At 70.7% G+C, this 23,687-nt stretch carries 21 protein-coding genes; 10 read left to right on the top strand and 11 right to left on the bottom strand.

Annotated elements, in window-relative coordinates:
• Nucleotides 1–923 precede the first annotated feature (923 nt).
• From VSH64_RS27575 to VSH64_RS27550, 6 genes are read right to left on the bottom strand one after another with little or no spacing between them, the layout of a single operon-like run.
• On the bottom strand, nucleotides 924–2,294 hold the full coding sequence (locus tag VSH64_RS27575) for an FAD-dependent oxidoreductase (protein WP_326565625.1): 1,371 nt from the start codon (nucleotides 2,292–2,294) through the stop codon (nucleotides 924–926).
• Complete coding sequence (locus VSH64_RS27570) at nucleotides 2,291–2,971, bottom strand: isochorismatase family protein (protein ID WP_326565624.1); 681 nt, start codon at nucleotides 2,969–2,971, stop codon at nucleotides 2,291–2,293. Before VSH64_RS27570 ends, VSH64_RS27575 begins: the two co-directional genes overlap by 4 nt.
• Nucleotides 2,968–4,383: a dihydroorotase gene (locus VSH64_RS27565; protein ID WP_326565623.1), complete on the bottom strand. Its 1,416-nt coding sequence runs from the start codon at nucleotides 4,381–4,383 to the stop codon at nucleotides 2,968–2,970. The genes VSH64_RS27570 and VSH64_RS27565 overlap by 4 nt, the downstream gene beginning before the upstream one ends.
• On the bottom strand, nucleotides 4,380–5,267 hold the full coding sequence (locus tag VSH64_RS27560) for an isocitrate lyase/PEP mutase family protein (protein ID WP_326565622.1): 888 nt from the start codon (nucleotides 5,265–5,267) through the stop codon (nucleotides 4,380–4,382). The genes VSH64_RS27565 and VSH64_RS27560 overlap by 4 nt, the downstream gene beginning before the upstream one ends.
• 5 nt (nucleotides 5,268–5,272) lie before the next feature.
• Nucleotides 5,273–5,989, bottom strand: a complete 717-nt coding sequence (locus VSH64_RS27555; RefSeq protein WP_326565621.1) for a GntR family transcriptional regulator — start codon at nucleotides 5,987–5,989, stop codon at nucleotides 5,273–5,275.
• 26 nt (nucleotides 5,990–6,015) lie between these two features.
• Entirely contained in the window at nucleotides 6,016–7,335 is a 1,320-nt protein-coding gene (locus tag VSH64_RS27550) for an MFS transporter (RefSeq protein WP_326565620.1), read from the bottom strand.
• 253 nt (nucleotides 7,336–7,588) lie between these two features.
• Between VSH64_RS27550 and VSH64_RS27545 the strand changes: the two genes are divergently transcribed.
• A complete protein-coding gene (locus tag VSH64_RS27545) occupies nucleotides 7,589–9,436 on the top strand; it encodes a CocE/NonD family hydrolase (RefSeq protein ID WP_326565619.1) in 1,848 nt (615 codons plus the stop codon).
• Here the strand turns inward: VSH64_RS27545 and VSH64_RS27540 are convergent.
• Nucleotides 9,426–9,830, bottom strand: coding sequence for a DnaJ family domain-containing protein (locus tag VSH64_RS27540; protein WP_326565618.1), 405 nt, complete (start codon nucleotides 9,828–9,830; stop codon nucleotides 9,426–9,428). The two genes, VSH64_RS27545 and VSH64_RS27540, sit on opposite strands and share 11 nt — an antisense overlap.
• Before the next feature lie 122 nt (nucleotides 9,831–9,952).
• On the opposite strand from VSH64_RS27540, the gene VSH64_RS27535 reads away from it, so the two are divergent.
• A complete protein-coding gene (locus VSH64_RS27535) occupies nucleotides 9,953–10,825 on the top strand; it encodes a TetR/AcrR family transcriptional regulator (protein ID WP_326565617.1) in 873 nt (290 codons plus the stop codon).
• On the opposite strand, the gene VSH64_RS27530 is transcribed toward VSH64_RS27535, so the two are convergent.
• The gene (locus VSH64_RS27530; protein WP_326565616.1) at nucleotides 10,791–11,948 is read right to left on the bottom strand and encodes an acyl-CoA dehydrogenase family protein; all 1,158 of its coding nucleotides are present in this window, start codon (nucleotides 11,946–11,948) and stop codon (nucleotides 10,791–10,793) included. The two genes, VSH64_RS27535 and VSH64_RS27530, sit on opposite strands and share 35 nt — an antisense overlap.
• On the bottom strand, nucleotides 11,948–13,006 hold the full coding sequence (locus VSH64_RS27525) for an alcohol dehydrogenase catalytic domain-containing protein (protein ID WP_326565615.1): 1,059 nt from the start codon (nucleotides 13,004–13,006) through the stop codon (nucleotides 11,948–11,950). Before VSH64_RS27525 ends, VSH64_RS27530 begins: the two co-directional genes overlap by 1 nt.
• A gap of 115 nt (nucleotides 13,007–13,121) precedes the next feature.
• On the opposite strand from VSH64_RS27525, the gene VSH64_RS27520 reads away from it, so the two are divergent.
• From VSH64_RS27520 to VSH64_RS27510, 3 genes are all read left to right on the top strand, one after another.
• Nucleotides 13,122–15,110 carry an alpha-ketoacid dehydrogenase subunit alpha/beta gene (locus tag VSH64_RS27520; protein WP_326565614.1) on the top strand — a complete coding sequence of 663 codons (1,989 nt, stop codon included), beginning with the start codon at nucleotides 13,122–13,124 and terminating at the stop codon, nucleotides 15,108–15,110.
• A 13-nt stretch (nucleotides 15,111–15,123) separates the two neighbouring features.
• Nucleotides 15,124–15,687 carry a hypothetical protein gene (locus tag VSH64_RS27515; protein ID WP_326565613.1) on the top strand — a complete coding sequence of 188 codons (564 nt, stop codon included), beginning with the start codon at nucleotides 15,124–15,126 and terminating at the stop codon, nucleotides 15,685–15,687.
• Between the two features lie 174 nt (nucleotides 15,688–15,861).
• Nucleotides 15,862–16,593 carry a dienelactone hydrolase family protein gene (locus VSH64_RS27510; protein ID WP_326565612.1) on the top strand — a complete coding sequence of 244 codons (732 nt, stop codon included), beginning with the start codon at nucleotides 15,862–15,864 and terminating at the stop codon, nucleotides 16,591–16,593.
• A 51-nt stretch (nucleotides 16,594–16,644) separates the two neighbouring features.
• Here VSH64_RS27510 and VSH64_RS27505 read toward each other — a convergent pair whose 3' ends face one another.
• Both VSH64_RS27505 and VSH64_RS27500 read right to left on the bottom strand, forming a co-directional pair.
• Nucleotides 16,645–17,304 carry a TetR/AcrR family transcriptional regulator gene (locus VSH64_RS27505; RefSeq protein ID WP_326565611.1) on the bottom strand — a complete coding sequence of 220 codons (660 nt, stop codon included), beginning with the start codon at nucleotides 17,302–17,304 and terminating at the stop codon, nucleotides 16,645–16,647.
• A 32-nt stretch (nucleotides 17,305–17,336) separates the two neighbouring features.
• The gene (locus VSH64_RS27500) at nucleotides 17,337–18,113 is read right to left on the bottom strand and encodes an enoyl-CoA hydratase/isomerase family protein (RefSeq protein ID WP_326565610.1); all 777 of its coding nucleotides are present in this window, start codon (nucleotides 18,111–18,113) and stop codon (nucleotides 17,337–17,339) included.
• 136 nt (nucleotides 18,114–18,249) lie between these two features.
• Here VSH64_RS27500 and VSH64_RS27495 point away from each other — a divergent pair, with 136 nt between their 5' ends.
• From VSH64_RS27495 to VSH64_RS27475, 5 genes are read left to right on the top strand one after another with little or no spacing between them, the layout of a single operon-like run.
• Nucleotides 18,250–18,516, top strand: coding sequence for a hypothetical protein (locus VSH64_RS27495; protein ID WP_326565609.1), 267 nt, complete (start codon nucleotides 18,250–18,252; stop codon nucleotides 18,514–18,516).
• A gap of 29 nt (nucleotides 18,517–18,545) precedes the next feature.
• The gene (locus VSH64_RS27490; RefSeq protein WP_326565608.1) at nucleotides 18,546–20,576 is read left to right on the top strand and encodes a hydantoinase/oxoprolinase family protein; all 2,031 of its coding nucleotides are present in this window, start codon (nucleotides 18,546–18,548) and stop codon (nucleotides 20,574–20,576) included.
• A gap of 3 nt (nucleotides 20,577–20,579) precedes the next feature.
• On the top strand, nucleotides 20,580–22,508 hold the full coding sequence (locus tag VSH64_RS27485) for a hydantoinase B/oxoprolinase family protein (RefSeq protein WP_326565606.1): 1,929 nt from the start codon (nucleotides 20,580–20,582) through the stop codon (nucleotides 22,506–22,508).
• Nucleotides 22,509–22,519: 11 nt separating this feature from the next.
• Nucleotides 22,520–22,915, top strand: coding sequence for a carboxymuconolactone decarboxylase family protein (locus VSH64_RS27480; RefSeq protein WP_326565605.1), 396 nt, complete (start codon nucleotides 22,520–22,522; stop codon nucleotides 22,913–22,915).
• Complete coding sequence (locus VSH64_RS27475; RefSeq protein WP_326565604.1) at nucleotides 22,912–23,670, top strand: SDR family NAD(P)-dependent oxidoreductase; 759 nt, start codon at nucleotides 22,912–22,914, stop codon at nucleotides 23,668–23,670. The genes VSH64_RS27480 and VSH64_RS27475 overlap by 4 nt, the downstream gene beginning before the upstream one ends.
• Nucleotides 23,671–23,687: the final 17 nt, after the last annotated feature.

The following is a 23,687-nucleotide window of genomic DNA, read 5'->3' as shown; positions in this document are numbered from 1 at the left end:
AACGTCTGATCGAGTGTGCAGTCGCTGAATCGGGTGTTGCTGAGGGCTGGGCAAGTCGAGTCGATCAACTCCGGCCGGTCGGTCGGCGAGTTGGCCAAGTCCAGGCTGCTAAGTCAGCCAGCCGGCCAAATAGCCGAGCTCAGACAGCCGTGTGGTCGGCGGCCGAGCTTGGCCAGGAAGCCAGGAAGCCAGGAAGCCGGGAAGCCGGGAGGCCTGGAGCCGGGAAGTCTGGGAACCGGGGAAGGTGGGAAGCCTGGGAGCCTGGAAGCCGGGAGGTCCGGGACCTGGGAGGCCCGGGTGTCAGGAACCGGGATGCCAGGAAGCCGGGCCAGTCAATGCCCTAAGCTGTGCTTGCCAGTCGATCAGGCGGCCAAGCCAAATCCAGCCAATCTGGCCAAGTCAGCCGTTCAACCCGACAAGTCCCCGGCCAGGTCAGGCAGTCGAGCTGAGCCAGCTGTGCAGTCAGCGGCCGGCGACCGGTCACTGGTCAGGTAGCGGAGGTCGGTTCGCCGTCCAGCAAACCAAGCCTGCCAAGCAAACCAAGCCAGGGTCGGCCAGCCAGTCGAGCTCCCCAAACTAAGCCAGGTTCAGTCATCCAGCCAAGCTCAGTAAACCGAGCCCGGCCAGGTCAAGCTCAGACTGCCAAGCCAGGCCGGCCCGCCAAGCTTGGCGAACCGGACCAGGCCAGGTCAAAATCAGAAGGCCAAGCCCGGCCAGCCCGCCTAACTCAGCAGATCGAACCAGGCCACGCCAAGCTCGGAAGGCCAAGCCAGGCTCGGCCCGCCAAACCCAGCGAGCCAAGCCTGGCTCGGCCCGCCAAGCCCCGCGAGCCAAGCCAGGCTCAGCCGGCCGAGCTTGGCAAGCCGAGCAAAGCCAGACTCAGCTAGTCAAGCGAGCCATCATCGACAGTCGCGGCCATCTCCTCACCCGCGAACAGAACCACCATGCGTCCCGGCGATCCGCCCCAATCCGAGGGCGCTCAGCAGCCCGTTGCCCGAGCTATATCCACCACCGCCCGTAGCTCCACTGATCCCAGCCGCCACCCCACCCACCGCATAAAGCCCCTCAACAAAGCCAGAATCCGTAACCGGCCGAGCCTGGCCGTCGACGAGGAGCCCGCCCTGGGTATGGAAGAGACCAGGCACCGACCGAACCGCCACGTAAGGCGCGCGCAGCGGTCCGAAGCCCCACTCCGTGCGGCCGAACTCGTCCTTGTCGTCGCCAGAAGCAACCACGGCAGCGGCCGCGAGTGTCTCCGTCAAAGAAGCAATCGGAGCACCACAGAACGCAGCCAGCGACTCGACATCAGCACACTCCCGCGCACCCCCCATCGCCACCAGGTCCGCGAACTCCTCCTCGTGCCCGGCCACGTAGTCGCGGATCGTCGTGTCGAAGACGACGTGCCAGGGGGCGGGGGTGGCCAGCACGGCGTCGGCGAAGCCGGAGTAGCCGTGGGATTCGTCGCCGAAGCGGTGGCCGGTGCCGTTGATCAGGAGGCCGCCCATTTCGACCGTGGTCCAGGACGTGATGGAGCCGTGTGGGTAGGCGACCGCGGCGTAACCCTGGTACGCCGCGGTGTTGCCGAGGCGGGCGCCCAGGGCGAGGGCCCACCGCAGGGACTCGCCGGTGCTGCCGGGGGAGCCGAAGTACTCGAAGCCGGCGATCGCGGGGGCCCACTGGTGCAGGAGGTCGCGGTTGGCGGCGAAGCCGTTGCCCGCCAGGATGACCGCGTGGGAGGTGATGTCGTAGGTGCCGCTGCGTGGACCTGAGACGCGGACGCCGTGGACGCGGGTTCCGTTGTGCAGCAAGGCATCCACGGGTGAATGCGTGAGCACCTCGGTGCCGGTGGCGCGCACCGCGCGCAGGAGGTCGGCGACGAGGTCGCGGCCCTTGCGGGAAGGTGGCGCGTGCAGCCGTGGGACGGAGTGGCCCACGTGTTTGTAGTCGGTGATCAACCGGAGGTCGATGCCGTGGGTGTCGATCAGCCACTCGACCAGCCCGGCCGAGCCGGCAGCGAGCAGCCGGGCGAGGTCGTCGGCGTCGTGGCTGCCGGACTGGGCCAGGAGGTCGGCGGCGAGGCGCTCGGGGGAGTCGTCGATGCCGGCCGCGGCCTGGAATCGCGTGCCCGCGCCGGGGACGGAGCCGGTGGACAGTGCGGTGTTGCCGCCCGCCTGCTCGGCCTTCTCCAGCACCACCACGCTCGCGCCGGCGTCGTGTGCGGCCAGTGCGGCCGTGAGCCCGCCGCCGCCGGCGCCGACCACGATCACGTCGACGTCCGGCTCGGGGGCGGTCATGCCGAGAGCTCCGCGAGGATCCGGTCGGTGCTGGCGACGTCGGCGTACTTCTGCGCCATGTCGAACAGGTTGGCCTGGTGGACGGTGGGCGTGCGGTCGTACACGGCGTCATGGGGTACGGCGACGCGGAAGTTGTACGCGAAGGCGTCGACCACGCTCGAGCGCACGCAGCCGCTGGTGGTGCAGCCGGTGACCACCAGCGTGTCCACGGCCCGGTCGATCAGGTAGCTCACCAGCGGCGTCCCGAAGAACGCGCTCGGGTGCCGCTTCGGCAGCAGCACGTCACCTTCGACCGGCGCGACCTCCGCGACGAAGTCGTACCCGCGCTCCGGAACGTCCATGATGGACGGTACCTTCGCCCCGAGCCGGCCCGAGTCGTACGCCGCTTTCGGCGCCACGTAGGGATACAGCACGGGCCGGCCGGCCGCGCGGAACGCCGTGAGCAGCCGGCTGATGTTCGCCACCGCGTCCCACCCGGCCTGCCCGCAACTGGTGCGGTAGTCCTCGGCCACCGACTCGAAGAACGGCTTCGGCGTGTTGCCGACGGTGCGGTACTGCACGTCGATGATCAGCAACGCCGGACGCTCGCCGAGACCCGAGGGCCGGCCGAACCCGGCGGCTTCGTAGCGGGCTTCGTCGTCGGCGGTGATCACGTCGGCCCACGGCTGGTCGCTCACGCCCGCACCTCCTGCTTCGAAGACAGCTCGGCCAGTGCCGCCCGACCGCTGTTGCGCCGCGACAGGAACTGCCCGCGCGGAGCCTGGACCTCGCCGTTCCGCAAGGAGAACGCCCCGCCCAGGATCGTGTGCTGCACGCTCACCTTCGACTCCCAGCCTTCCCACACCGAGTACGCGGCACCGGAGTGCTGCGTGGCCGCCGCGACGGTGCTCGGCCGGTTCGGGTCCACCACCACGAGGTCGGCGTCGGCGCCGATGCGGATCGCGCCCTTGCGCGGCCACAGGCCGAACAGCTGCGCCGGCCGCGTCGCGGTGAGGTCCACGAGCCGCTCCACCGGGATGCCCCGCGTGAAGTGCCCTTCGCTGAGCAGCAGCGGCAACAGCGTGCCGGTGCCCGGGAAACCGGCCGACGCGCTCCAGAGGTCCTTGTCCTTCGCGCTGAAGTGCCGGGGCACGTGGTCGGAGCCGATCACGTCGACGCGGCCGTCGGCCACCGCCTCCCACAACGCTTCCCGGTCGTCCCGCGTCCGAAGTGGAGGGTTCACCTTGCCGCGCGGGCCGAGACCGGAGTCGATGCCGAGCGTGAGGTAGTGCGGGCAGGTCTCCACGAACACGTCGGGGTACTCCGCGCGCTGCCGCTCCAGGGCCGAAAGCGCTTCCCGGCTCGTGACGTGCACCGCGTAGCTCGACGCACCCACCACGCTGGCCAGGTACGCGACCCGACCCTCGGCTTCGGCCTCCACGTACGGCGGACGCACGGCGTGCCACGCGTCCAGCCCGGCGTCCGGGTCCTTGCTCAGCCGTTCCCGCAGGCGCCAGACCAGCTCGATGTTCTCCGCGTGCTGGGCGATCATCGCGCCCGAATCGGCGGCGGCCTGCAGCGCGTCGAAGAGGAACGAGTCGTCGTTGCCCGGCAGGTTGAGGTAGGCGCCCTCGTTGCCGCGGAAGTTGGTGAAGACCTTGAAGCTGGACACGCCGAGGTCGCGCGCGTAGTGCCCGATCGACTCGATGTGCTCGGGCGTGACCACGCAGAAGTGGAACCCGAAGTCGGTGTGCGCGTGTTCGGCCATCAGGTCGCGCGCGGCCGGGAAGAGCTCGTCGTAGGGCTGCGGGCTCATCAGGTACGCCAGCATCGTGGTGACGCCGCCGGCCGCCGCCGAAGCGGTTTCGGCGGCCGCGTCCGCCACGGTCTTGGGCACGGAGAGGTCCTGGCCCAGGTGCACGTGGGCGTCGATGGCGCCGGGCAGCACCCAGCGGCCGGTGACGTCCACGGTCTCGGTGGCCGGCAGCTCGTCGGCGGGGTCGCAGATCGCGGCGATCTTCCCGTCGCGCAGGCACACGTCGACGCGGCTGAACCCGGTGCCGGGCAGGATCACGTCGCCGCCGTGCAGGCGCAGGTCGTAGGGCTTCATTCGGTGGTCCTTCCCGCGTACTTCTCGTCGAGCGCGTCGAACAGCGGCTTGCGCACCAGGTTCTGACGGTCGGCCCAGCTGATGATCGCGTCGCCGATCTCGGTCGTGTCGCCGTGTTCCTTCAGGTGCCGCAACGCGATCCGCATGCCCGCGACGGCGCCGCGCATGGCGGTGTTGGCGTACAGCGCGACCGCGAAGCCGAGCTCCTGCAGCTGCGCCAGCGGCAGGATGGGCGTGAGCCCGCCCTCGACCATGTTGGCCACGTGCGGGCCCGGCACGGTCCGGGTGATCTCGGCCAGCTCCTCGGGTGAGCCGGGGGCCTCGACGAAGAGGATGTCGGCGCCCGCCGCCAAGAACGCGTTGGCGCGGTCGCACGCGGCGGTGAGCCCGAGCACGGCCCGCGCGTCGGTGCGGGCCACGATCAGGAAGTCCTCGCTGCGGCGCGCGTCGACGGCGGCGTGGATCTTGCCGATCATCTCGTCCTCGTCGATCACGTCCTTGCCCGTGAAGTGGCCGCAGCGCTTGGGCGAGACCTGGTCTTCGAGCTGGATCGCGTCGGCGCCGGCGCGTTCGAGCGTGCGCACGGTGCGCTGCACGCCGAGCGCGTTGCCGAAGCCGGTGTCGGCGTCGACCACCAGTGGCAGGTCCACGGCGTCCCGCGTGGCTTCGACGTGGCCCGCCAGCTCCGGCAGCGAGAGCAGGCCGACGTCGGGGGCACCGAGGTAGGTGTTGGTGATCCCGGCACCGGAGAGGTAGATCGCTTCGAACCCGGTCTCTTCCGCCACTCGCGCGGTGAGCGCGTTGGGCGCACCGGCCAGCAGCAGCGGTGCCTGGTCCCGCGCGGTCACCCGCGCACGCAGCCGGGCACCCGGAGAACTCGTCACGGAGGTCACAACTCCTTGTCGTCGATGCGCCCGGCCAGCCCACCGGGGCTGTCGGGCACTGAGGTGTCGAACAGCGCGAGCGCGTTGTCGAGCGAGTGCTGCAGGTGCTCGCCGAGCAGGCGCGCGGCCAGCTCGGCGTCACCTTCGGCGATCGCTCGCACCACTTCGCGGTGTTCCTGGAACGCGTCCCGCGCGCGCCGCGGCTGGCGGCCCGACCGCGACCGCGCGAGCTGGATCTGGTTGTTGGCGTCGGCGAAGGCGCGCAGCATCGACTGGTTGCCGGACAACGCCACCACCCGGTGGTGGAAGTCGAACTCGTTGGGGTACGCCGTGTCCACATCGGACTCGAGCACCTCTTCGGTGGCCCGCAGGAGCTCCTCGAGGTCCCGCAGGTCCTCGGTGTCGGCGCGGCGGGCCGCGAGCCGCACGGCGTGGGTCTCGAGCGCCGTGCGCAGCTCGTAGAGGTCCCGCAGCTCGCCGGCGTCGAACGTACGCACGTACGCGCCGCGGTGGGGCACCACCGCCAGCAGTCCCTCGCTGGCCAGCCGCTGGATCGCTTCGCGCAGCGGCCCGCGGCTGATGCCCAGCGCGCGGGCGAGCTCCACTTCGTTGAGCCGCTGGCCGGGCTGCAGCTGCCCGTCGCGCACCATGCCGCGCAGCACGTCGACGCTGCGGCCGGCGTAGGTGTCGGTCCGTCGTTCCAAGGGGGGCGGTGTCGCCATTTCCTGCCTTCTTCGATTGTGGTCGTTCAGCTTTCGCGCAGCACGGTTCCGCGGGTCTCCTTCAACCGAGCCGCGGCGACCAGTGTGATCAACGCGGTCACGAGCACGAAACCGGCCGGGGCCAGCGTGCTGCCCGTGCGCTGGATCAGCCAGGTGCAGATGTAGGGCGCGGTGCCGCCGACGGCCGTGCTCGCGAGGTTGAAGCCGAGCGCGATGCCGCTGTAGCGCACGCGGGTGGTGAACAGTTCCGCGAACGTGGAGAACGCCACCGCCATCAGCGCCGACTCCGGCAGCCCCAGCACGACCTGCGCGAGCACGGCCGGCAGGTAGTGCCCGGCGTTGATCACGAGGAAGACCGGCACGGTGAGCACCAGCGTGGCGATCGTCGCGCCCAGGAACACCGGGCGCCGTCCGATCCGGTCCGACAGCGCGCCGAACAGCGGCATCGCGGCGCACGAGACGATCAACGTCACCGTGGTCGACCAGAACGCCTCGCGTGCGGTGAAGCCGCCGACGCGCTGCAGGTGGATCGAGGCGTAGACGTACACCACGTAGTAGAGCGAGAACAGCAGGATCGACAGGCCCAGCGTGCGCAGGAGCGGGCCGCGGTGCGAACTGAACAGCTCGCGAACGGGTGCCTTCGCGACTTTGCCGTGGGCGGCGAGGGTGTGGAACTGGGGCGAGTCCTCGAGCTTGATCCGGATCCACACGCCGACCGCGCCGAGCGGCAGGCTGAACAGGAACGGCAGGCGCCAGCCCCACGCGACCATCTGGTCGTGGCTGAGCACGCTGGTCAGCGTCGTCACCACGGCCGACGCGAGCAGCGCGCCGCCGAGCGCGCCGAACTGCACGGTCGAGCAGAGGAACCCGCGGCGCGCCGGCGGGGCGTGCTCGGCGACGTAGGACGCGGCTCCGCCGACCTCGCCACCGGCGGCGACACCCTGCACGCACCGGGCCGCGACCAGCAGGAACGCGGCCGCGCTGCCGACCGCGGCGTAGGTGGGCAGCAAGCCGACCGCGAGCGTCGCGGCGCACATGGCGAGCACCGTGACGGCGAGCATGCGCTTGCGGCCGAGCCGGTCGCCGAGGTGCCCGAAGATCAGGCCGCCGAGCGGGCGCAGCGCGAACGCGGCGGCGAAGGTGGCGAGCGTGGCCAGCAGGGACGCCGTCGGGTCGGCGCCCGAGGCGAAGAAGACCACCGCGAGCACCGTCGCGAGATAGCCGTAGATGCCGAAGTCGAAGTACTCGACGACCGATCCGACCAACCCGGCGGCGATGACCCTGCGGTCGACGTCGCCCGGCGGGGCGGAGGCGGGGGTTCTCACCGCTGCGCTGCGGTTTTCCATGGCATTCGCCTTCCGGACACGGACCAGGGGGACTGGGGATGGCCAGAACGATAGGTAGCCACCTGTCTGCTGTCAACAGTTTGCAGCTGACAGCTGGGCTCGACGGTCGGCAGGGCCAAGCCGGCGATGCGCGGACGCGGAAACCGTTGCCCTGGCGGGAAAACTGCCGACCACGATCGGTCGACGGCGCCTCACCCCGGCGGCGGTGCCCGGTCGGCCGGTGCGGGCGTTGACTACCGGTATGCGGCGTTCCGTGGCAGTTTTCGGCCTGCTCGTCCTGTTCCTCACCCAGCTCGTGTCCCCGGCCGGAGCGGCCGCGTGGGAACCCGGCCCGGCTCGGTACGCCGTGACCGAGACGAACGACGTACCCGTGACGATGGCCGACGGCACCGTCCTCAAGGCCGACGTCCTGCGTCCCGACGCGCCCGGCACCTACCCGGTGCTGCTCGCCCAGACGCCCTACGGCCGCGCCGACCTGCACGCGGACCTCGGCTACTTCGTGCAGCGCGGCTACGTCGCGGTGATCGCCGACGTGCGCGGCACCGGTGGGTCCGGCGGCCAGTGGGTGCCGTTCGCGCCGATCGAACGCCAGGACGGCGCCGCGCTGGTGCACTGGGCGGCCGCGCTGCCCGGCAGCGACGGCGACGTGGGCCTCAACGGCGGCTCCTACGTCGGCATCAACCAGCTCACCACGGCGGCGGCCGTCGGGCCGGGCTCGCCGGTGAAGGCGATCTTCCCGGTGGTCGCGGGCAACGACCTCTACCGCGACCTCGCGGCCATGGGCGGCCTGCCCAACGCCGAGTTCATGCCGCTCTGGGAACTGCTCACCGGCCTGCGCACCGTGACCCAGCCCGTGCTCGACGCCCTCGACAGCGGCTCGCCGGCCGCACTGCTGGCGGCGCTCACCACGGAGCTGCAGCACCTCGGCGGTCTCGGCGCGGGCACGCTGCCGCTGCTCACGGGTGAGTTCACCGGCGGCGAGCAGGCTTTCGACGAGGACTACTGGCAGCAGCGCAACCCGGCCGGCGTGCTCGGCGACGTGGTGGCCAACGGCATCCCCGCGTACCTCGTCGGCGGCTGGAACGACCTCTTCCAGCGCGGTGCCCTGATGAACTACGCCGCGCTGCAGAACGCCTGGGCCGGCCGACCCACCGGCGCACCGATGGTCGCCGGCCAGGCCGTGACCAGCCGCTACCAGCTCATGATGGGCCCCTGGTACCACGATCCGACCGGCGACATCGACCTGCACCCGATCGAGCTCGCCTGGTACGACCACTGGCTCAAGGGTGTGGACACCGGGATCACCGACACGACGAAACCCTTGCACGCCAACGTGTTCGGTACCGACACCTGGGTCGACACCACCACCTACCCGTTCACGGGCGCAGCCGCCACCACCTACTACCTCGGCGGCGGGCGCACCGGCACCGCACCGCGCTCGGCCAACGACGGCACGCTCAGCACCACGCCACCTTCGGGCAGCGGCACCGACTGGATCACCTGGACGAACTCGAGCACCTGCACCCGGTCCACGGCCCAGTGGCTGGGCGGGTTCCTGCCGAACCCGGCGTGCGACACCACGAACCTCGACCGCGAACACGGCCCCGGCTCACTCGTCTACACGTCCGCGCCGCTCGCCCAGCCGACCGTGCTCGCCGGGCCGATCACCGCGTCGATCTCCGCGCAGGCCAACACCCTCGACACCGAGTGGGTGGTGACGGTGACCGACGTCGGCCCGGACGGTTCGTCGAAGCCGCTCACCGAGGGCGCGCTGATCGGTTCCCAGCGCGCGACGGACACCGCGCGCAGCTGGTACAGCCCCGACGGAAAACTCCTGATGCCGTACCACCCGTACACGCGCGCGACGGAGAAGTGGGTGGTACCGAACGAAATCACGCGCTACGACGTGGAGGTGTTCCCCACCTTCGCGCAGCTCGCGGCCGGGCACCGCCTCCGCGTGGTGCTCACCACGGCCGACACCCCGCACCTGACGCCCACGCTCACCCAGCTGCCCCGCCTGCTCGGCGGCATCTACCAGGTGAAGACGCCGGCCTCGTCGATCACGCTGCCGCTCGCCCCACTGGCGGCGTTCAGCGGGTGAGCCGCCAGCTCTCCACGGTCTCCTCGACGTCGAGCGGCATCGCGCGCAGCGGCGGGCCTTCCTGGGGCCGCCGGTGCGTCTCGCGGATGCGCTCGTTGAGGTCCGCCACGATCTCGCGCACGCGCTTCTCACTGCGCACCGACGCGAGTTTCTTCGGCAGGTCCTGGATCTCGCGCGGAATCGCCAGTGACGGCGGCAGGAACGAGCCCGTGTCCAGGTCGCCTTCGCGGGCGCGGCGCACGGCCCAGTCCGTGGCGGCGTCGCGGCCCGACGGCGGTGGCAGCGGTTTGCCGGCGCCGGGCAGATCGTCGAACTCGCCGCGCGACTGGGCGGCGGAGATCAGGCGGTCGACCCACGAGCCGAAGGACACGCCGGGTGGTTTGCGTTCGGTCACTCGGACACCTCCGATCCCCACCCAGCGTAGCCGCGCCGGCGGGCTCGTGGATGGGTCGAAGGTCCCGAACCGGCAGGTAGGATCCCCGACGACCGAGCCGGGGCAGGGGAGGGGGCGACGCGATGACCGTCGACCACGACAGCGACGACCGCACCGACGATCGTGCCGAGGACCGCATCGACGGCCGCGCCGAAGACTGTGCTGACGAGCGCGCCGCGGCCGAGCAGATCGACCGCACGCTGGCCCTGCTCTGGCGGCAACGTTCGGCGCCGTCCGAGCCCGCGCGCGGCCGCCGGCCGACGCTCACCGTGGGCCAGATCGTGTGCGCGGCCATCGCGGTGGCCGACGCCGACGGGCTCGTGGCCACGTCGATGCACCGCGTCGCCAAGGAACTGGGCGCCGGCACGATGACGCTCTACACCTACGTGCCCGGCAAGACCGAACTCGTGGACCTGATGGTGGACGACGTGCTCGTGGAGCGGCGCCTGCCGAGCCCCGGCCAACCGCGCGCGGGCGACTGGCGCGCGCAGATCCGGCTCTACTCCGAACGCACGCGCGAAGCACACCGCCGCCACCCGTGGCTGCGCGAGATGTCCCGCGTGCGCCCGGCGCTCGGCCCCGGCCAGCTCGCTGGGCAGGAGTACGTGCTGTCCACCGTGGACGGTCTCGGGCTCGCCCCGCGCGAAACCGTGGCCGCCGCCAACAGCATCACGGCTTACGTGGACGCGAACGCCGCGCTCGAGGCCGAGAGCATCCATCTCGAACGCAGCACCGGCCAGTCGAACGACTCGTGGTGGGACCAGCGTTCTTCCTTCTGGGGCAAGTACTTCGACCTCACCGCGCACCCGGCGATGAACCGCGCGTGGCTCGGCGGCGGCTTCGACCAGGGCGCGGGCGAGCAGGCGGCCGAGGCCTACGAGTTCGGCCTCGACCGGCTGCTCGACGGCATCGAGCTGCGCGTCACGCGGTGCCGCGGGCCAGAGCGCGAGCGATGACGTTGCGCTGCACCTCACTCGTGCCCTCGCCGATCTCCAGGATCTTCGCGTCGGCGTAGAAGCGCGAGATCGTGGACTCGCGGATGAAGCCGTAGCCGCCGTGGATCTGCACGCTCTGGCTCGCCGCGCGGTTCGCGACCTCCGAGGCGTACAGCTTCGCCATCGCGGCCGCCGTGCTGAACGGCCGGCCCTCGTCGCCGAGCCACGCCGCGTGGTACACGAGCCAGCGCGCCGCCGCGATCTCCGTGGCCATGTCGGCGAGCTTGTGGCCCACGGCCTGGAACCGGCTCAGCGGCTGGCCGAACTGCTCGCGTTCGCCGGCGTGGCGCACCGCGAGGTCGAGGGCTTTCTGCGCGAGGGACAACGACAGCGCGGCCACGCTGATCCGCCCGCCGTCGAGCACCTCGAGGAACTGCCGCAGCCCGTTGCCCTCCTCACCGATCAGGTGGTCGTCGGGCACCCAGCAGTCGGCGAACACCAGCTCCCGTGTGTCGAGTGCGTGCCAGCCGAGCTTCTTCAGCGGCTGGCCCTTCGTGTAGCCCGCGGTGCCTTCGGGGATGAAGAAGGTGCCGTAGCGCTTGGCGCCGCCGTCGTCGGAGCCGGTGAGCGCGAGCACGGTGACGCCGAGGCTCATCTCCGTGCCGGCGTTGCTGATGAACATCTTCGTGCCGTCGAGCAGCCAGCCGCCGTCGGCGCGGCGCGCGCGGGTGCGGATGCCGGCCGCGTCGGAGCCGGCCGTCGGTTCGGTGAGGCCGAACGCGCCGATCGCCTGGCCGGTCGCGAGCGGGCGCAGCCAGCGTTCCTTCTGTTCGTGGGTGCCGAACGTCGCCAGCGGCAGCGAGGCGATGGTCGAGTGGGCGTTCCAGGCCGACGCGATCGACTGGTCGGCCGCGCCGAGTTCCTCCATCGCGGCCACATAGGACACGAAGCCGGCGTCGGCGCCGCCGTACTTCTCGTCCACCAGCATGCCCATGAGCCCGAGCTTGCCCAGGTCGTGGAACACCTCGGTGGGGAAGTGGCTGCGCTCGGACCAGTCGGCGGCGAACGGCGCGATCTCCTTGGCGGCGAAGTCCCGGCAGAGCTGCTTCAGCGCGACGGTTTCCTCGGGCAGGTCGAAGTCCATCAATGCTCCTCGGGCGTCAGCAGGATCTTGAGGTGGCCACCGCGGTCGGCTTCGAGCTCGGCGAACGCGTCGCGCCCGGCCGAGAGCGGCCGCACCCCGGTGAGCATCGGGGTCGCGTCGAGGCGGCCGGTCGCGATGAGGTCGAGCACGCGCGGGATGTCGAAGTTGTAACCCAGCGAGCCCAGCACCGTGCGCTCGAACGGCACGATCTGCGTGATCGGCAGCGAAGCGGCGGCACCGCTGATGCCGCACAGCACCGCCCGCCCGCCTCGGCGCACGGTGCTCACCGCCAGCTCCACCAGCTCCGGACGGCCGGTCGCCTCCACCACCACGTCGGGCCCGACGCGGCCGGTGCGCAGGAAAACCTCGCGCCGGACGTCGGTGCGGGCCGGGTCGAACACCTCGGTGGCGCCGACCTCGGCCGCCTTGCGCGCGCGGTCGGGCACGGGTTCGCTCACGTACAACCCGGCCGCGCCGGCGAGCTTCGCGGCCAGCAGCGCGGCGATCCCGATCGGCCCCGCGCCCAGCACGAGCACGTGATCACCCGGCTGCACGCCCGCGCGGCGGATGGCGTGCAGGCCCACCGCGAGCGGCTCGGCCAGCGCGGCCAGCTCGTCGGACACGCCGTCGGGGATGGGCACGAGCCCCTCGACCGGCACGGTGACCTTCGACGCGAACCCGCCGTCGGCGGCGAGGCCGATCGAGCCGCCCTTGGCGCAGATGTGGTACTCGCCGTGGGTGCACCAGCGGCACACCCCGCAGCGCAGGCAGGGGTCCACGGCCACGCGGGTGCCGACTTCGACGCCGGGCACCGGAGAACCGAGCGCCACGACCGTGCCGCTCATCTCGTGGCCGAGGGTGAACGGCGGTTCGAGGCCGGTGAGCGGGTGCGGCCCGGTGCGGATGAGGTTGGGGCCATGGGTGAACTCGTGCAGGTCGGTGCCGCAGATTCCGCAGTACGACACGGCGAGCACCGCTTGCCCCGGGCGCGGTGCCGGCGGTTCCGGCACGTCGTCCAGGCGCAGCTCGCCCTTGGCGTGCCAGCGCAGCGCGTGCACGCGACCACCTCCGAACGGGAGTTGTTTTTTCGAACAGTCGGTACAAGAATCGTGGTTCCCGGCGTGATGTCAAGGGCCGGGGCGAAAACCGGTGAACGGCAAGGGCAGGAGCGTGATGACTTCCACCCGGGTGAGCGACCTGGCGACGGCATTCGACGGCGACCCGAGCGCATTGGCCGAGATGTACCGGCGGATGCGGTTGATCCGCGAGTTCGAGGACCGTGCGTCGAGGCTGTACCGGAACAACGAGATCCCCGGCTTCCTGCACCTGTCCATCGGGCAGGAGGCTTCGGCCGTCGGCGCGTGCCGGCCGCTGGACGACCGCGACGTGGTCACCTCCACGCACCGCGGCCACGGTCACTGCATCGCAAAAGGACTCGACGTCGAGGGCATGTTCGCCGAGCTGATGGGCAAGGAGACCGGCACGTGCCGGGGCCGCGGCGGCTCGATGCACATCGCCGACCCGCGCAAGGGGATCTTCGGTGCCAACGGGATCGTCGCCGCGGGGCTGCCGATCGCCGTCGGCGCGGGCACGGCCGCGCAGCTGCGGGCCGAAGGTGGCGTGGTGCTGGCGTTCTTCGGCGACGGCGCGGTGGCGCAGGGCATGTTCCACGAAGCGGTGAATCTCGCTTCGGTGTGGCAGCTGCCGGTCATCTTCTTCTGCGAGAACAACAAATACGCCGAGTTCTCGCCCATCGCCACACAGACGCGCGCTTCGCTGGCCGATCGCGCACCCGGCTACGCGCTGGACTACCACCACGTGGACGGCAACGACGTCGCCGCGGTCGCGTCGCTCGTCGACGGGTTGGTGCGCGACCTGCGCGAAGGCGGCGGGCCCGTGCTGGTGGAGGCCGACACGTACCGCTGGCACGGCCACTACGAGGGTGACCCGGAGAAGTACCGTGACCCGGCCGAGCTGGCGGAGTGGAAGGACCGCGACCCGCTGGTGCGCCTGGCCGCGCGGCTGCGTGAGCTGGGCACGGACGTGGCGCCGATCGACGCCGAGGTGGACACCTCGATCGACGCCGCGGTCGAGGCCGCCCGCGCGGCGGCCGAGCCTTCGCCGGACACGCTGCACCATTTCGTCGGCGTACCCCGCGAGCCCGTGCCCGAACCGGCCGAGGCGACCGGCGAGGTGTTCCGCACCATGGACGCGATCCGCGGTGCGCTGGACCACGAGCTGGCCCGCGACGACACGGTGTTCGTGGCCGGCATCGACGTCGGCGCCGGCGGCAACGTCTTCGGCTTGACCAGGGGACTCGCGCAGAAGTACCCGGGCCGCGTGCGGGACACGCCGATCTCGGAGAGCGCGATCATCGGCGCCGGCGTGGGCGCGGCGATGGCGGGCCTGCGGCCGGTGGTCGAGCTGATGTACTTCGACTTCGTGGGCGTGTGCCTCGACCAGCTGATGAACCAGGCCGCGAAGCTGCGCTTCATGACCGGGGGCGCGGTGAGCCTGCCGATGGTCGTGCGCACGCAGTTCGGCGCCGGGAAGTCGTCCGGAAGCCAGCATTCGCAGAGCCTCGAGGCGCTGCTCGCCCACATCCCGGGCCTCACCGTGGTGATGCCCTCGACGCCGGCCGACACCTACGGCCTGCTGCGCGCCGCGATCCGCGACCCGAATCCGGTGGTGTTCGTGGAAAACCGGCTCATGTACGGGCGCAAGGGCCCGCAGCCGCCGCCCGAACACCTGATACCGCTGGGCCGCGCCGCGATCCGCCGGTCCGGCACGGACGTCACGCTGGTGTCGTACTCCAAGCTGGTGCACGACTGCGTGGACGTCGCCGAGGAGATCGCGGCCGAGGGCATCAGCGTCGAGGTGATCGACCTGCGCACGATCGCGCCGCTGGACACCGAAACGGTGCTGCGCTCGCTCGCGAAAACCGGCCGGCTCGTGGTGGCGCACCAGGCCGTCGGCGACTTCGGCGTGGGCGCTGAGCTGGCCGCGGTGGCCGCGCGCGAGGGCTTCTGGACCCTCGACGCCCCGGTGATCCGCGTGGGCGCCGAACCCACGCCGGCGCCGTACGCGCCTTCACTCGAACGAGTGTGGTTGCCGTCGAAGGAGAGGATCGCTTCGGCGGTACGGGAGTCGGCTCGCGCGTGACTACGCTGCCCGCATGGACGCGGGTCAGGTCTCGGTGTGGGTGCCCATCGTCGTGGCGGTGCTCGGCATCCTGGGGGTGGTGAGCGGCCAGCTGATCAACGTGTGGCGCGAGGAGCGCCGGTGGGTGCGCGAGGCCGCCCGCGACGACCGGCGCTGGGCTCGGGAACGCCGGCGCGACATCGACGCGCACTGGCGGGACAAGCGCTTCGACGTGCACGTGTCCGTGCTCGCGGCGTTCCGCGACTGGGAACGCGCGCTGGCCGAACCGGTCGCCGCGCGCGAGGCGGGCCACGAACCCGCGGACCTCGAAGAGCTGGTGGCACTGGCCGCCCGCGTGCAGGAGGTGCTGTCGGGCCTCATGGTCTTCGGGCCGCGGAGCCTCGCCACGTCGGCCGACGAGGTCTACCTGGAGTTCCGCCAGTGCCACGACTACGCACTGGGTGCGCGTGACCTGCGGGCGGCGGTGAAACGGTATCGCTACCTGAGCGTGTTGCTGCTCGGCCTCGGTGAGCAGGTGCGCGAAGCCCTGCAGATCACCTCGGACGGCGCCGAGCCGGCGTCGATCGAGGCCGGCTGAGGTCGCTCGCGCGTAATTCGGTGGCGGGCTCTGCTACCTTTCTGATGACCGTGCGAGCGAACGAGGAGGTGGTACCCGTGACCGTTATGACATGGGTGCTCCCCTCTGGGGTCACGGTCGGGCGATAGGTCGTCCGGGAGCGCCGATTCACGAGCACTCCCGAAAGGCACGACCATGCGATTCACTTCCGAACAGCGCTTCGACGACGGTGTTGTCGAGCGCCGGTTCACCCTCGGCGAGATCCCCGGTTTCCTGTGGACGCCCGAATCCGCCACCGAATCGACCCCGCTGATCCTGCTGGGTCACCCCGGCGGGCTGCCCCGGATGTACCCGCGGCTGGCGGCCCGCGCCCGGCACTCCGTGGCCGCGGGTTTCTCCGCGGCCACGATCGAGCTGCCCGGCGGCGGTGACCGGCCGCGGTCCGCGGCGGCCGAGCAGGTCCGCACCGAGCTGCACCGCACGCTGGACGCCGGCGAACGGGTCAGCGACGACCTCGTGGACCGGCTGGTCCTGCCGCTGGTCGAAGCGGCCGTGCCGGAATGGCAGACCACGCTCGACGCCCTGCTCGAGCTGCCCGGGATCTGCGGTCCGGTCGGGTTCTCGGGCGGCGTGATCGCCATCGCGGTACGGCTCGCGCTGGTCGAGCCGCGCATCGCGGCCGCGATCCTGTTCGCCGGGAGCTACGTGCCGCGGGCCATCCTCGCCGAGGCTCGCGACGTGACCATTCCGCTGCACGTGCTGCTGCAGTGGGACGACGAAGGCAACGACCGGCAGGCGGCCCTGGACCTGTTCGACGCGTTCGGCGCCAAGGAGAAAACGCTGCACGCCAACATGGGTGGGCACGCCGGTGTCCCCGCGTTCGAAGGTGAGACCGGGGACCGGTTCTTCGCCCGGCACCTGAAGTGACGCTCGTCCGCTAGCCCGCTCCCCAGGTGGCGCTCGACGCCACCTGGGGAGTCAGGCCGGCACGCGGGCGCGGAACTGGGCGACGCGTTCCTCCAGGTCGGCCACGTCGTAACCCGGGCTGCAGAAGCCGGAGATCAACGTCGCGCAGTACTCGCGCGAGAGGAAGGCCGCGTCCCACGGGCCGTCCGGGCGGGCCCACTGGTAGGTGTGGTTGTGCAGGTTCAGGAACTGCAGCATGGCCAGCCGCGGGTCCAGCCGGCGGAAGGCGCCGGAATCCATGGCGGCCGTCAAGATCTCCAGCACGATGCGCTCGAACTCACGACGCTGGCGCAGCAGGCGCGCCCGGTTGGCGCCGCGCAGGTGGCGGTAGTCGTGTTCGTACACCCAGATGTGGTCCAGGCGCGCGAGGATGATGTCGAGCAGCGTCTCCGACAGCAGGCGCAGCCGCAGCACGGGGTCCTCGTCGAGGGTGGCGATGCGGCGGGCGGCGGTGAGCAGCGGCCGCAGCACCCGGTCCTGGATCTCGACCAGCAGGTTCTCCTTGGACCCGATGTAGTAGTACAGCGCGCCCTTCGCGAGTCCCGCGACCTGGCCGATCTCGGCGATACCGGTGGCGGCGTAGCCCTGCTTGGCGAACAGCGCGGCGGCCTGGTCGATGATCTCCTGGCGCTTGACCTCGTAGCCGGGGCCGTGTCCCGGTGGTCTCGGCATGCTTCCCCTCCGCTGCTGGCAGACACAACACTCTAAGCGTCACGGTTGAAGACGGCCTTGCCCGGTCCGTCGCGCAGGAACGACGCCATGCCGGTGTCACGGTCGCCCGTGGCGAACAGTCCGGCGATCAGCGAACGCTCCAGCGCGAGCCCCGCGGCCATCGGCGAGTCCAGCCCGTGGTCCACGGCTTCCTTCACCGCCTGGATCGCGAAGCGTGGGCCGGCTGCCAGAACTTGCGCGTACTCCAGCGCCGCCGCGTACGGATCCGGCGCGATCCGATCCACGAGCCCGAGGGAGAGCGCTTCCGGTGCCCGCACGCGCCGCCCGGTCATCAGCAGCTCCTTGGTGCGCGAAGGGCCGATCAGCCGCGCCAGCCGTTGGGTGCCACCCGAACCCGGGATGATGCCGAGCTGTACCTCCGGCTGGCCGAGCACCGCGTCCGGCGACGCGACGCGGTAATCGGCGGTGAGCGCGAGTTCCAGGCCGCCGCCCAGCGCGTAGCCGTTGATCGCCGCGACGACCGGCACCGGCAGCTCGGCGAAGCGCGTGAACGCCTTCTGCAGCGCGCGATTCCAGCCGAGCACCTCTTCGAACGAGAACCCCGCCAGCTGCTTGATGTCCGCGCCCGCCGCGAAGACCTTCTCCCCGCCGTAGAGCACCACCGCGCGCACGTCGGAATCGTCGGCCAAGGACGCCGCCGCCGCGTCGAGCGCGTGGCGCATCCCGGTGTCGAAGGCGTTGAGGGGCGGGTGGTCCAGGCGGACCGTCGCGACCCGGCCGGTGGTTTCGACGTGTAGCCGTTCCGTCATCACTGGAGCTCCTCGCCTCACCCGGTCCGGGCTTGTCAGGCCGCGATCAGGGTCTTACAGTGCTTCCCATCACGGTTTCTTAGACCGATTGGTACACGAAACTCGGCAGCGGCACAACACACCGGAGTGATGGCCCATGGACGCAGTCGAATCATCCGTCCCCGAAGGACTTTCGGTACCCCGCGAAGAGGTCACCGACGCCGATCTGCAGGCGCTCGGAGTGAACCTCGGACGGGATTTCCCCGGTTCCACCGCAGCGGACTTCCGCCGCTACCCGGTGCTCTCGGAAGGCGGCTGGTTCACCGTCGTCAAGCACCAGAAAACGCTCGAATCGGTGAGCCGCGAAACGGGGCCGCTGCTCGGCCCGATCGTGCTCACCTCCACCGGCCTCGACGTCAACTGACCACGAATCACCGAAAGGCGGGAAGTTCCATGATCGGAGTAGACGTCGGCGGCACGTTCACGGACGTGGTGGCGATCGCCGATGGCGAGATCAAGACGGTGAAGGTCGCCACGGACGTGCGCACCACCGAACGCGGTGTGCTGCGCGGGGCCGAAGAGGTCGGCGTGAGCGCTTCGGCGGTCTTCAACCACGCCAGCACCCACGGCCTCAACGCGATCATCACGCGGCGGCTGCCGAAGATCGCGTTCCTGACCACGCTGGGACACCGGGACATCCTCGACATCGGCCGCACCTGGCGCCCGGTCGAGGGCCTGACGAACCCCGCGTGGCGCCGCTCCTACGGCGACGCGAACCGGCCGCTCGTGCCCCGGTACCTCCGGCGCGGCATCCGCGAGCGGCTCACCGCCGACGGCGGCATCCTCATCCAGCTCGACGAGGACCACGCGCGCGAAGAGCTGGCCGTGCTGCGCAAGTGCGGCGTCGAAGGCGTGGCCATCTGCCTCATCAACGCCTACGTGAACAACCACCACGAGGAACGCCTGCGCCAGCTCGTGCACGAAGAGCTCGGCGACATCCCGGTGTCGATCTCCAGCGAGGTCTCGCCGCTGGCCAAGGAGTTCGCGCGCGCCTCGACCACGGTCATCGACGTGTTCATGCGCCTGACCTACGACGCCTACACCCAGCGCCTCGACGCCGGCCTGCGCGAGCTCGGCTTCACCGGCGACCTCAACTTCGCCGACTGCGCCGCGCAGCTCGTGCGCTCCGACGTCGCGATGGAGCACCCGTTCCGCATCGTGTTCGCCGGCCCGGCGGCGGGAACCGTGTCCAGCGCCCATTTCGGCGGCCTGATCGGCGCCGGCAACCTGCTGTGCGCCGACGTCGGCGGCACCTCGTGCGACATCAGCATGGTCAGCGACGGCAAGCCGTTCGTGAACACCACGTTCGAGCTCGAACACGACCTGATCGTGAACGCGCTCTCCAACGAGGTCTCCAGCATCGGCGCCGGCGGCGGCAGCCTCGTCACGATCAACCCGGCCGGTGAGCTCAAGGTCGGCCCGGGCAGCGCGGGCGCCGACCCCGGCCCGGCGTGTTACGGCCTCGGCGGCACGCAGCCGACCACCACCGACACCTGCCTGCTGATGGGCATCATCGACCCCGACGGGTTCGCCGGCGGCCGCATGAAGCTCGACCCGGACCTCTCGCGGCAGGCGTTCGAGGCGCTCGACTCGAAGCTGTCGTTCGAGCAGCGCGTGAGCTACGCCTTCAACATCGGCGTGAACAACATCGCCGAAGGTGTCGTGAACATCGCCATCCAGCACGGTGTCGACCCGCGCGACTACAGCCTCGTGGCCTACGGCGCGGCCGGCCCGATGCTGCTGCCCGCGGTGCTCGACCTCGTGCACGCGGCCGAGGTCATCGTGCCGCCGCACCCGGGCCTGTTCTCCGCGCTGGGCCTCGTGAGCTCCGACCTCGTCTACGCCGACAGCCGCAGCGCCTACACGCTGCTCACCTCGGAAGCGGCCGAGCAGGTCGACAAGGTCTACCACTCGATGGAAGAACGACTGCGCGAACGCCTGCAGGAAAAGGACCGCGACAACATCGAGTTCGTCCGCAGCTTCGACGGCCGCCTCGCCGGCCAGACGTGGGAAACGCCGTTCATCGGGGTGCCCGCGGGCACGATCGACGCCGAGGCCGTGGCCACGATGGTCGCGAACTTCCACGAGGCCTACGCCGAGCGCTCGGGCAACAAGTTCGAGGCGCTGCCCGTGCAGGGCGTCACCTACCGCGTGCAGGCCGTCGCGAAGGCCGACAAGGTCGAGTACCCGAAGATCCCGGAACGCGCGTCGGGCGAGACGCTGCAGCCCACGCGCACGCTGAAGATCCGTTACCTCACCGACGAAGTCCTCGACGCCGGTGAGTACCAGCGCGCGGACCTGCGTGTCGGTGACAAGGTCCCCGGCCCCGCGGTCGTCCGCGAACCGCTGTCCACCACGTTCCTCGTCCCGGGTCAGGTCGCGACCGTCGGGACCTACGGCGAGCTGCGCATCCGGAAGGCGTGAACCATGACCTCTCTGAAGGACCTCGACGACGCCCAGTTCGCCGAGCTGTACGGCGCCGATCGTTTCACCGCTTCGGTCCTGTCGAGCCGCATGCGCTACATCGTGCAGCACATGTGCACCGGCCTGCTCAACAACGCGTTCTCCCTCATCCTGCGCGACTGGTACGACTTCGCGGCGACGATCTCGGGCCCGCCCGAGCAGAACTACCCGATGTCGTCGGTGAGCAACAGCCTCGCGATGTTCCTCGGCACGATGTCCGAGGCCGTGCGCAACACCATCGAGGAGTACGGCCCGGAGAACCTCGAGCCGGGTGACGTGGTGATCTGCAACGACCCGTACCGCGCGGGCAACCACGTGAACGACATCTGCTTCATCCGCCCGGTGTTCCACGAGGGCAAGCTGGTCTCGCTCGTCACGCTGCGCGCGCATCAGCTCGACATGGGCGGCGTGATCCCGGCGGGCTTCTCCGGCACGAAGCGCAACGTGTACGAAAACGGTCTCGTGATCGCGCCGATGCAGCTGTACAAGAACGACAAGCCGGTGAAGTCGGCGTTCAACCTGATCTTCGACAACGCCCGCTACTGCGCGTTGCTGCTGCCCGACATCAAGACGATCTACCAGAACCTGCTGCTGGGCGAGAAGCTCATCAAGGAGAGCGTGGAGCGCTACGGCGTCGAGGCCTACCTCGGCGCGATCCGCTACTCCACCGACGTGTCGGCCGAGTCCATGCGCAGCGCGCTGGCCGAGTTGCCCGACGGTGTGTACGAGGCCGAGGAGGGCATCGACTGCGACGGGGTCGACGACACCGTCGAGTACAAGATCCGGCTGAAGATCACCAAGGCCGCCGACCGGATGGAACTCGATTTCTCGGGCACCTCGCCGCAGGCCCGCACGAGCATCAACGCCGGCATCCTCGACACGAAAACAGCCGTCGGAGTCGCGCTGAAGTTCCTCATCGACCCGGCCACGCCGTTCACCTCGGGCGCCTACCGGCCGATCGACATCGTGCTGCCCGCCGGCACGTTCATCAGCGCCACACCACCGGACGGCGCGGTGTTCCTGTACTGGGAGAGCACCGGTCCCGTGCTGCTCGCGGTGTTCCGCGCGCTGGAGAAGGCGCTGGGCCGCAAGGCCGTGGGCGGTGACTACGGTTCGCTGAACATCCACAACGCCAACGGGGTGCTCGCCGACGGCACGCCCTGGGTCACCACCGCGCAGTGCGGCGGCGAGCACGGGCCGTGGGGCGCGACCGAGCACGGCGACGCCGACAGCTACTCGGTGGTGTACCAGGCCAACAACCTCGACCCGGCCACGGAGGCGATCGAGTCGGAGCTGCCGGCCGTGGTGCTGCGCAAGGAATACGCGCCGGACAGCGGCGGAGCGGGGGACAACCGCGGTGGCGCGGCCGTGCTCAAGGACACGCTCTACCTCACCGACGCGGAGCACTGGTCGAGCCCGCTGCACACCAAGACCGCGAGCGGGGTCGGGGTGTACGGCGGCGAGGCCGGCGCGCTCGGCGCCACCTGGGTGTTCCACCCGGACTACAAGAACGTGACCAAGGACAAGGACCTCATCGGCACCGGGCCCGAGGTGTACGCCGGCGCCACGCCGGTCGCCGGGATGCTCGACCCGGAAACCAAGACCGTGGACCCGGCCGGCGAGTACTTCTACTTCGCCAGCACGCCGGTGTGGCACACCAAGCCCAACGCGGTGTTCCGCTACCTCACCAACGGCGGTGGCGGCTGGGGTTCACCGCTGCAGCGTGATCCCGAACGCGTGTGCCGCGACGTGCGCGACGAGTACGTGACCATCGAGGGCGCGTACCGCGACTACGGCGTGGTGATCTCCGGCGACCCGCACGGCGACCCGGAGAACCTCAAGATCGACCAGGAAGCCACCGCCAAGCGTCGCGCCGAGCTGGCCGCGAAGTAGGGAGGACCGCCTTGTCCGACAACGGGACGGACGTCGACCGGCAGAACAAGCTGCGGGAGACCTTCCTGGCCGAGCGCGGGTACTGGAACACGTTCTGGGAGGGGCTGCTGAGCCTCGATCCGGACTTCTTCGAGGCGTACCTGAACTTCTCGGCCGTGCCGTGGCGCAAGGGGGTGCTGGAGCCGAAGGTCAAGGAGCTGATCTACACCGCGATCGACGCGTCCACCACGCACCTCTACGAACCCGGGCTGCGTCAGCACATCCGCAACGCCCTCGGCTACGGCGCCACCAAAGAGGAGATCATGGAGGTGCTCGAGCTCACCAGTGTGCTCGGCATCCACACCTGCACGCTCGGCGTGCCGGTGCTGATGGAGGAACTGGCGGCGCACGAGCAGAAGACGGCGTGAGTCCCGGAGTGCTCGACCCGCGCGGCCCGGCCTCCCTGGCCGGGGCGCGCGCGGTCGTGACCGGTGCGGCGCGCGGGATCGGTGCCCGGATCGCGGTCGAGCTCGCGCTCGCCGGGGCCCACGTCACGGTGCTCGACGCCCGGGATCCCGCCGCGACCGTCGCCGAGATCACCCAGGCCGGCGGGGCCGCCGCCGGCCTGGTGGTCGACGTCACCGACCGGGAAGCCGTCGCCTCGGCGATGGCCGAGGCAGCGGGTCCGGCCGGCCGGCTCGACGCGCTGGTCACCTGCGCGGCCGTCTACGGCGAGACGATGCGGCTCGACGAGCTTTCCGAGTCCGAAGTGGACGCGGTGCTCGGCGTGAACGTGAAGGGCACGCTGTGGTGCATCGGCGGTGCGCTGCCGTTCCTGCGCGGGCACGACGCGCGGGTGGTGTGCATCGGCTCGGTGGCGGGCAAGGTCGGCGGCGTGCTCGCCGGCCCGCACTACGTGGCCAGCAAGGGCGCGGTGCACGCGGTGGTGAAGTGGCTCGCGAAGACCGAAGCCCGCAACGGGATCGTCGCCAACGCCGTGGCGCCCGGAGTGGTGGACACGGACATGATCGTGGGCAAGGGCTATTCCGACGACTACAACCCGCTCGGCCGCCTGGCGCGCCCGGAGGAGATCGCGCGCGTGGCGGCGTTCCTCGCCTCACCGGCGGCGAGCTACATGACGGGTGCGGTGGTCGACGTCAACGGGGGCTACGCGATGGGCTGAGTGCCCCGCGGAAGGAG

It is taken from the genome of Amycolatopsis rhabdoformis, from assembly GCF_035918295.1.
Lineage (GTDB): Bacteria > Actinomycetota > Actinomycetes > Mycobacteriales > Pseudonocardiaceae > Amycolatopsis > Amycolatopsis rhabdoformis.
Note: the sequence above shows the minus strand (reverse complement) of the source record. Positions and strands in the feature narration are given on the sequence as shown.

Coding starts and splice junctions, on each gene's coding strand:
- VSH64_RS27575 (WP_326565625.1), bottom strand. CDS start 2,294: ATGACCGCCCCCGAGCCGGACGTCGACGTGATCGTGGTCGGCGCCGGC.
- VSH64_RS27565 (WP_326565623.1), bottom strand. CDS start 4,383: ATGAAGCCCTACGACCTGCGCCTGCACGGCGGCGACGTGATCCTGCCC.
- VSH64_RS27555 (WP_326565621.1), bottom strand. CDS start 5,989: ATGGCGACACCGCCCCCCTTGGAACGACGGACCGACACCTACGCCGGC.
- VSH64_RS27550 (WP_326565620.1), bottom strand. CDS start 7,335: ATGGAAAACCGCAGCGCAGCGGTGAGAACCCCCGCCTCCGCCCCGCCG.
- VSH64_RS27535 (WP_326565617.1), top strand. CDS start 9,953: ATGACCGTCGACCACGACAGCGACGACCGCACCGACGATCGTGCCGAG.
- VSH64_RS27530 (WP_326565616.1), bottom strand. CDS start 11,948: ATGGACTTCGACCTGCCCGAGGAAACCGTCGCGCTGAAGCAGCTCTGC.
- VSH64_RS27520 (WP_326565614.1), top strand. CDS start 13,122: ATGACTTCCACCCGGGTGAGCGACCTGGCGACGGCATTCGACGGCGAC.
- VSH64_RS27515 (WP_326565613.1), top strand. CDS start 15,124: ATGGACGCGGGTCAGGTCTCGGTGTGGGTGCCCATCGTCGTGGCGGTG.
- VSH64_RS27510 (WP_326565612.1), top strand. CDS start 15,862: ATGCGATTCACTTCCGAACAGCGCTTCGACGACGGTGTTGTCGAGCGC.
- VSH64_RS27505 (WP_326565611.1), bottom strand. CDS start 17,304: ATGCCGAGACCACCGGGACACGGCCCCGGCTACGAGGTCAAGCGCCAG.
- VSH64_RS27500 (WP_326565610.1), bottom strand. CDS start 18,113: ATGACGGAACGGCTACACGTCGAAACCACCGGCCGGGTCGCGACGGTC.
- VSH64_RS27495 (WP_326565609.1), top strand. CDS start 18,250: ATGGACGCAGTCGAATCATCCGTCCCCGAAGGACTTTCGGTACCCCGC.
- VSH64_RS27490 (WP_326565608.1), top strand. CDS start 18,546: ATGATCGGAGTAGACGTCGGCGGCACGTTCACGGACGTGGTGGCGATC.
- VSH64_RS27485 (WP_326565606.1), top strand. CDS start 20,580: ATGACCTCTCTGAAGGACCTCGACGACGCCCAGTTCGCCGAGCTGTAC.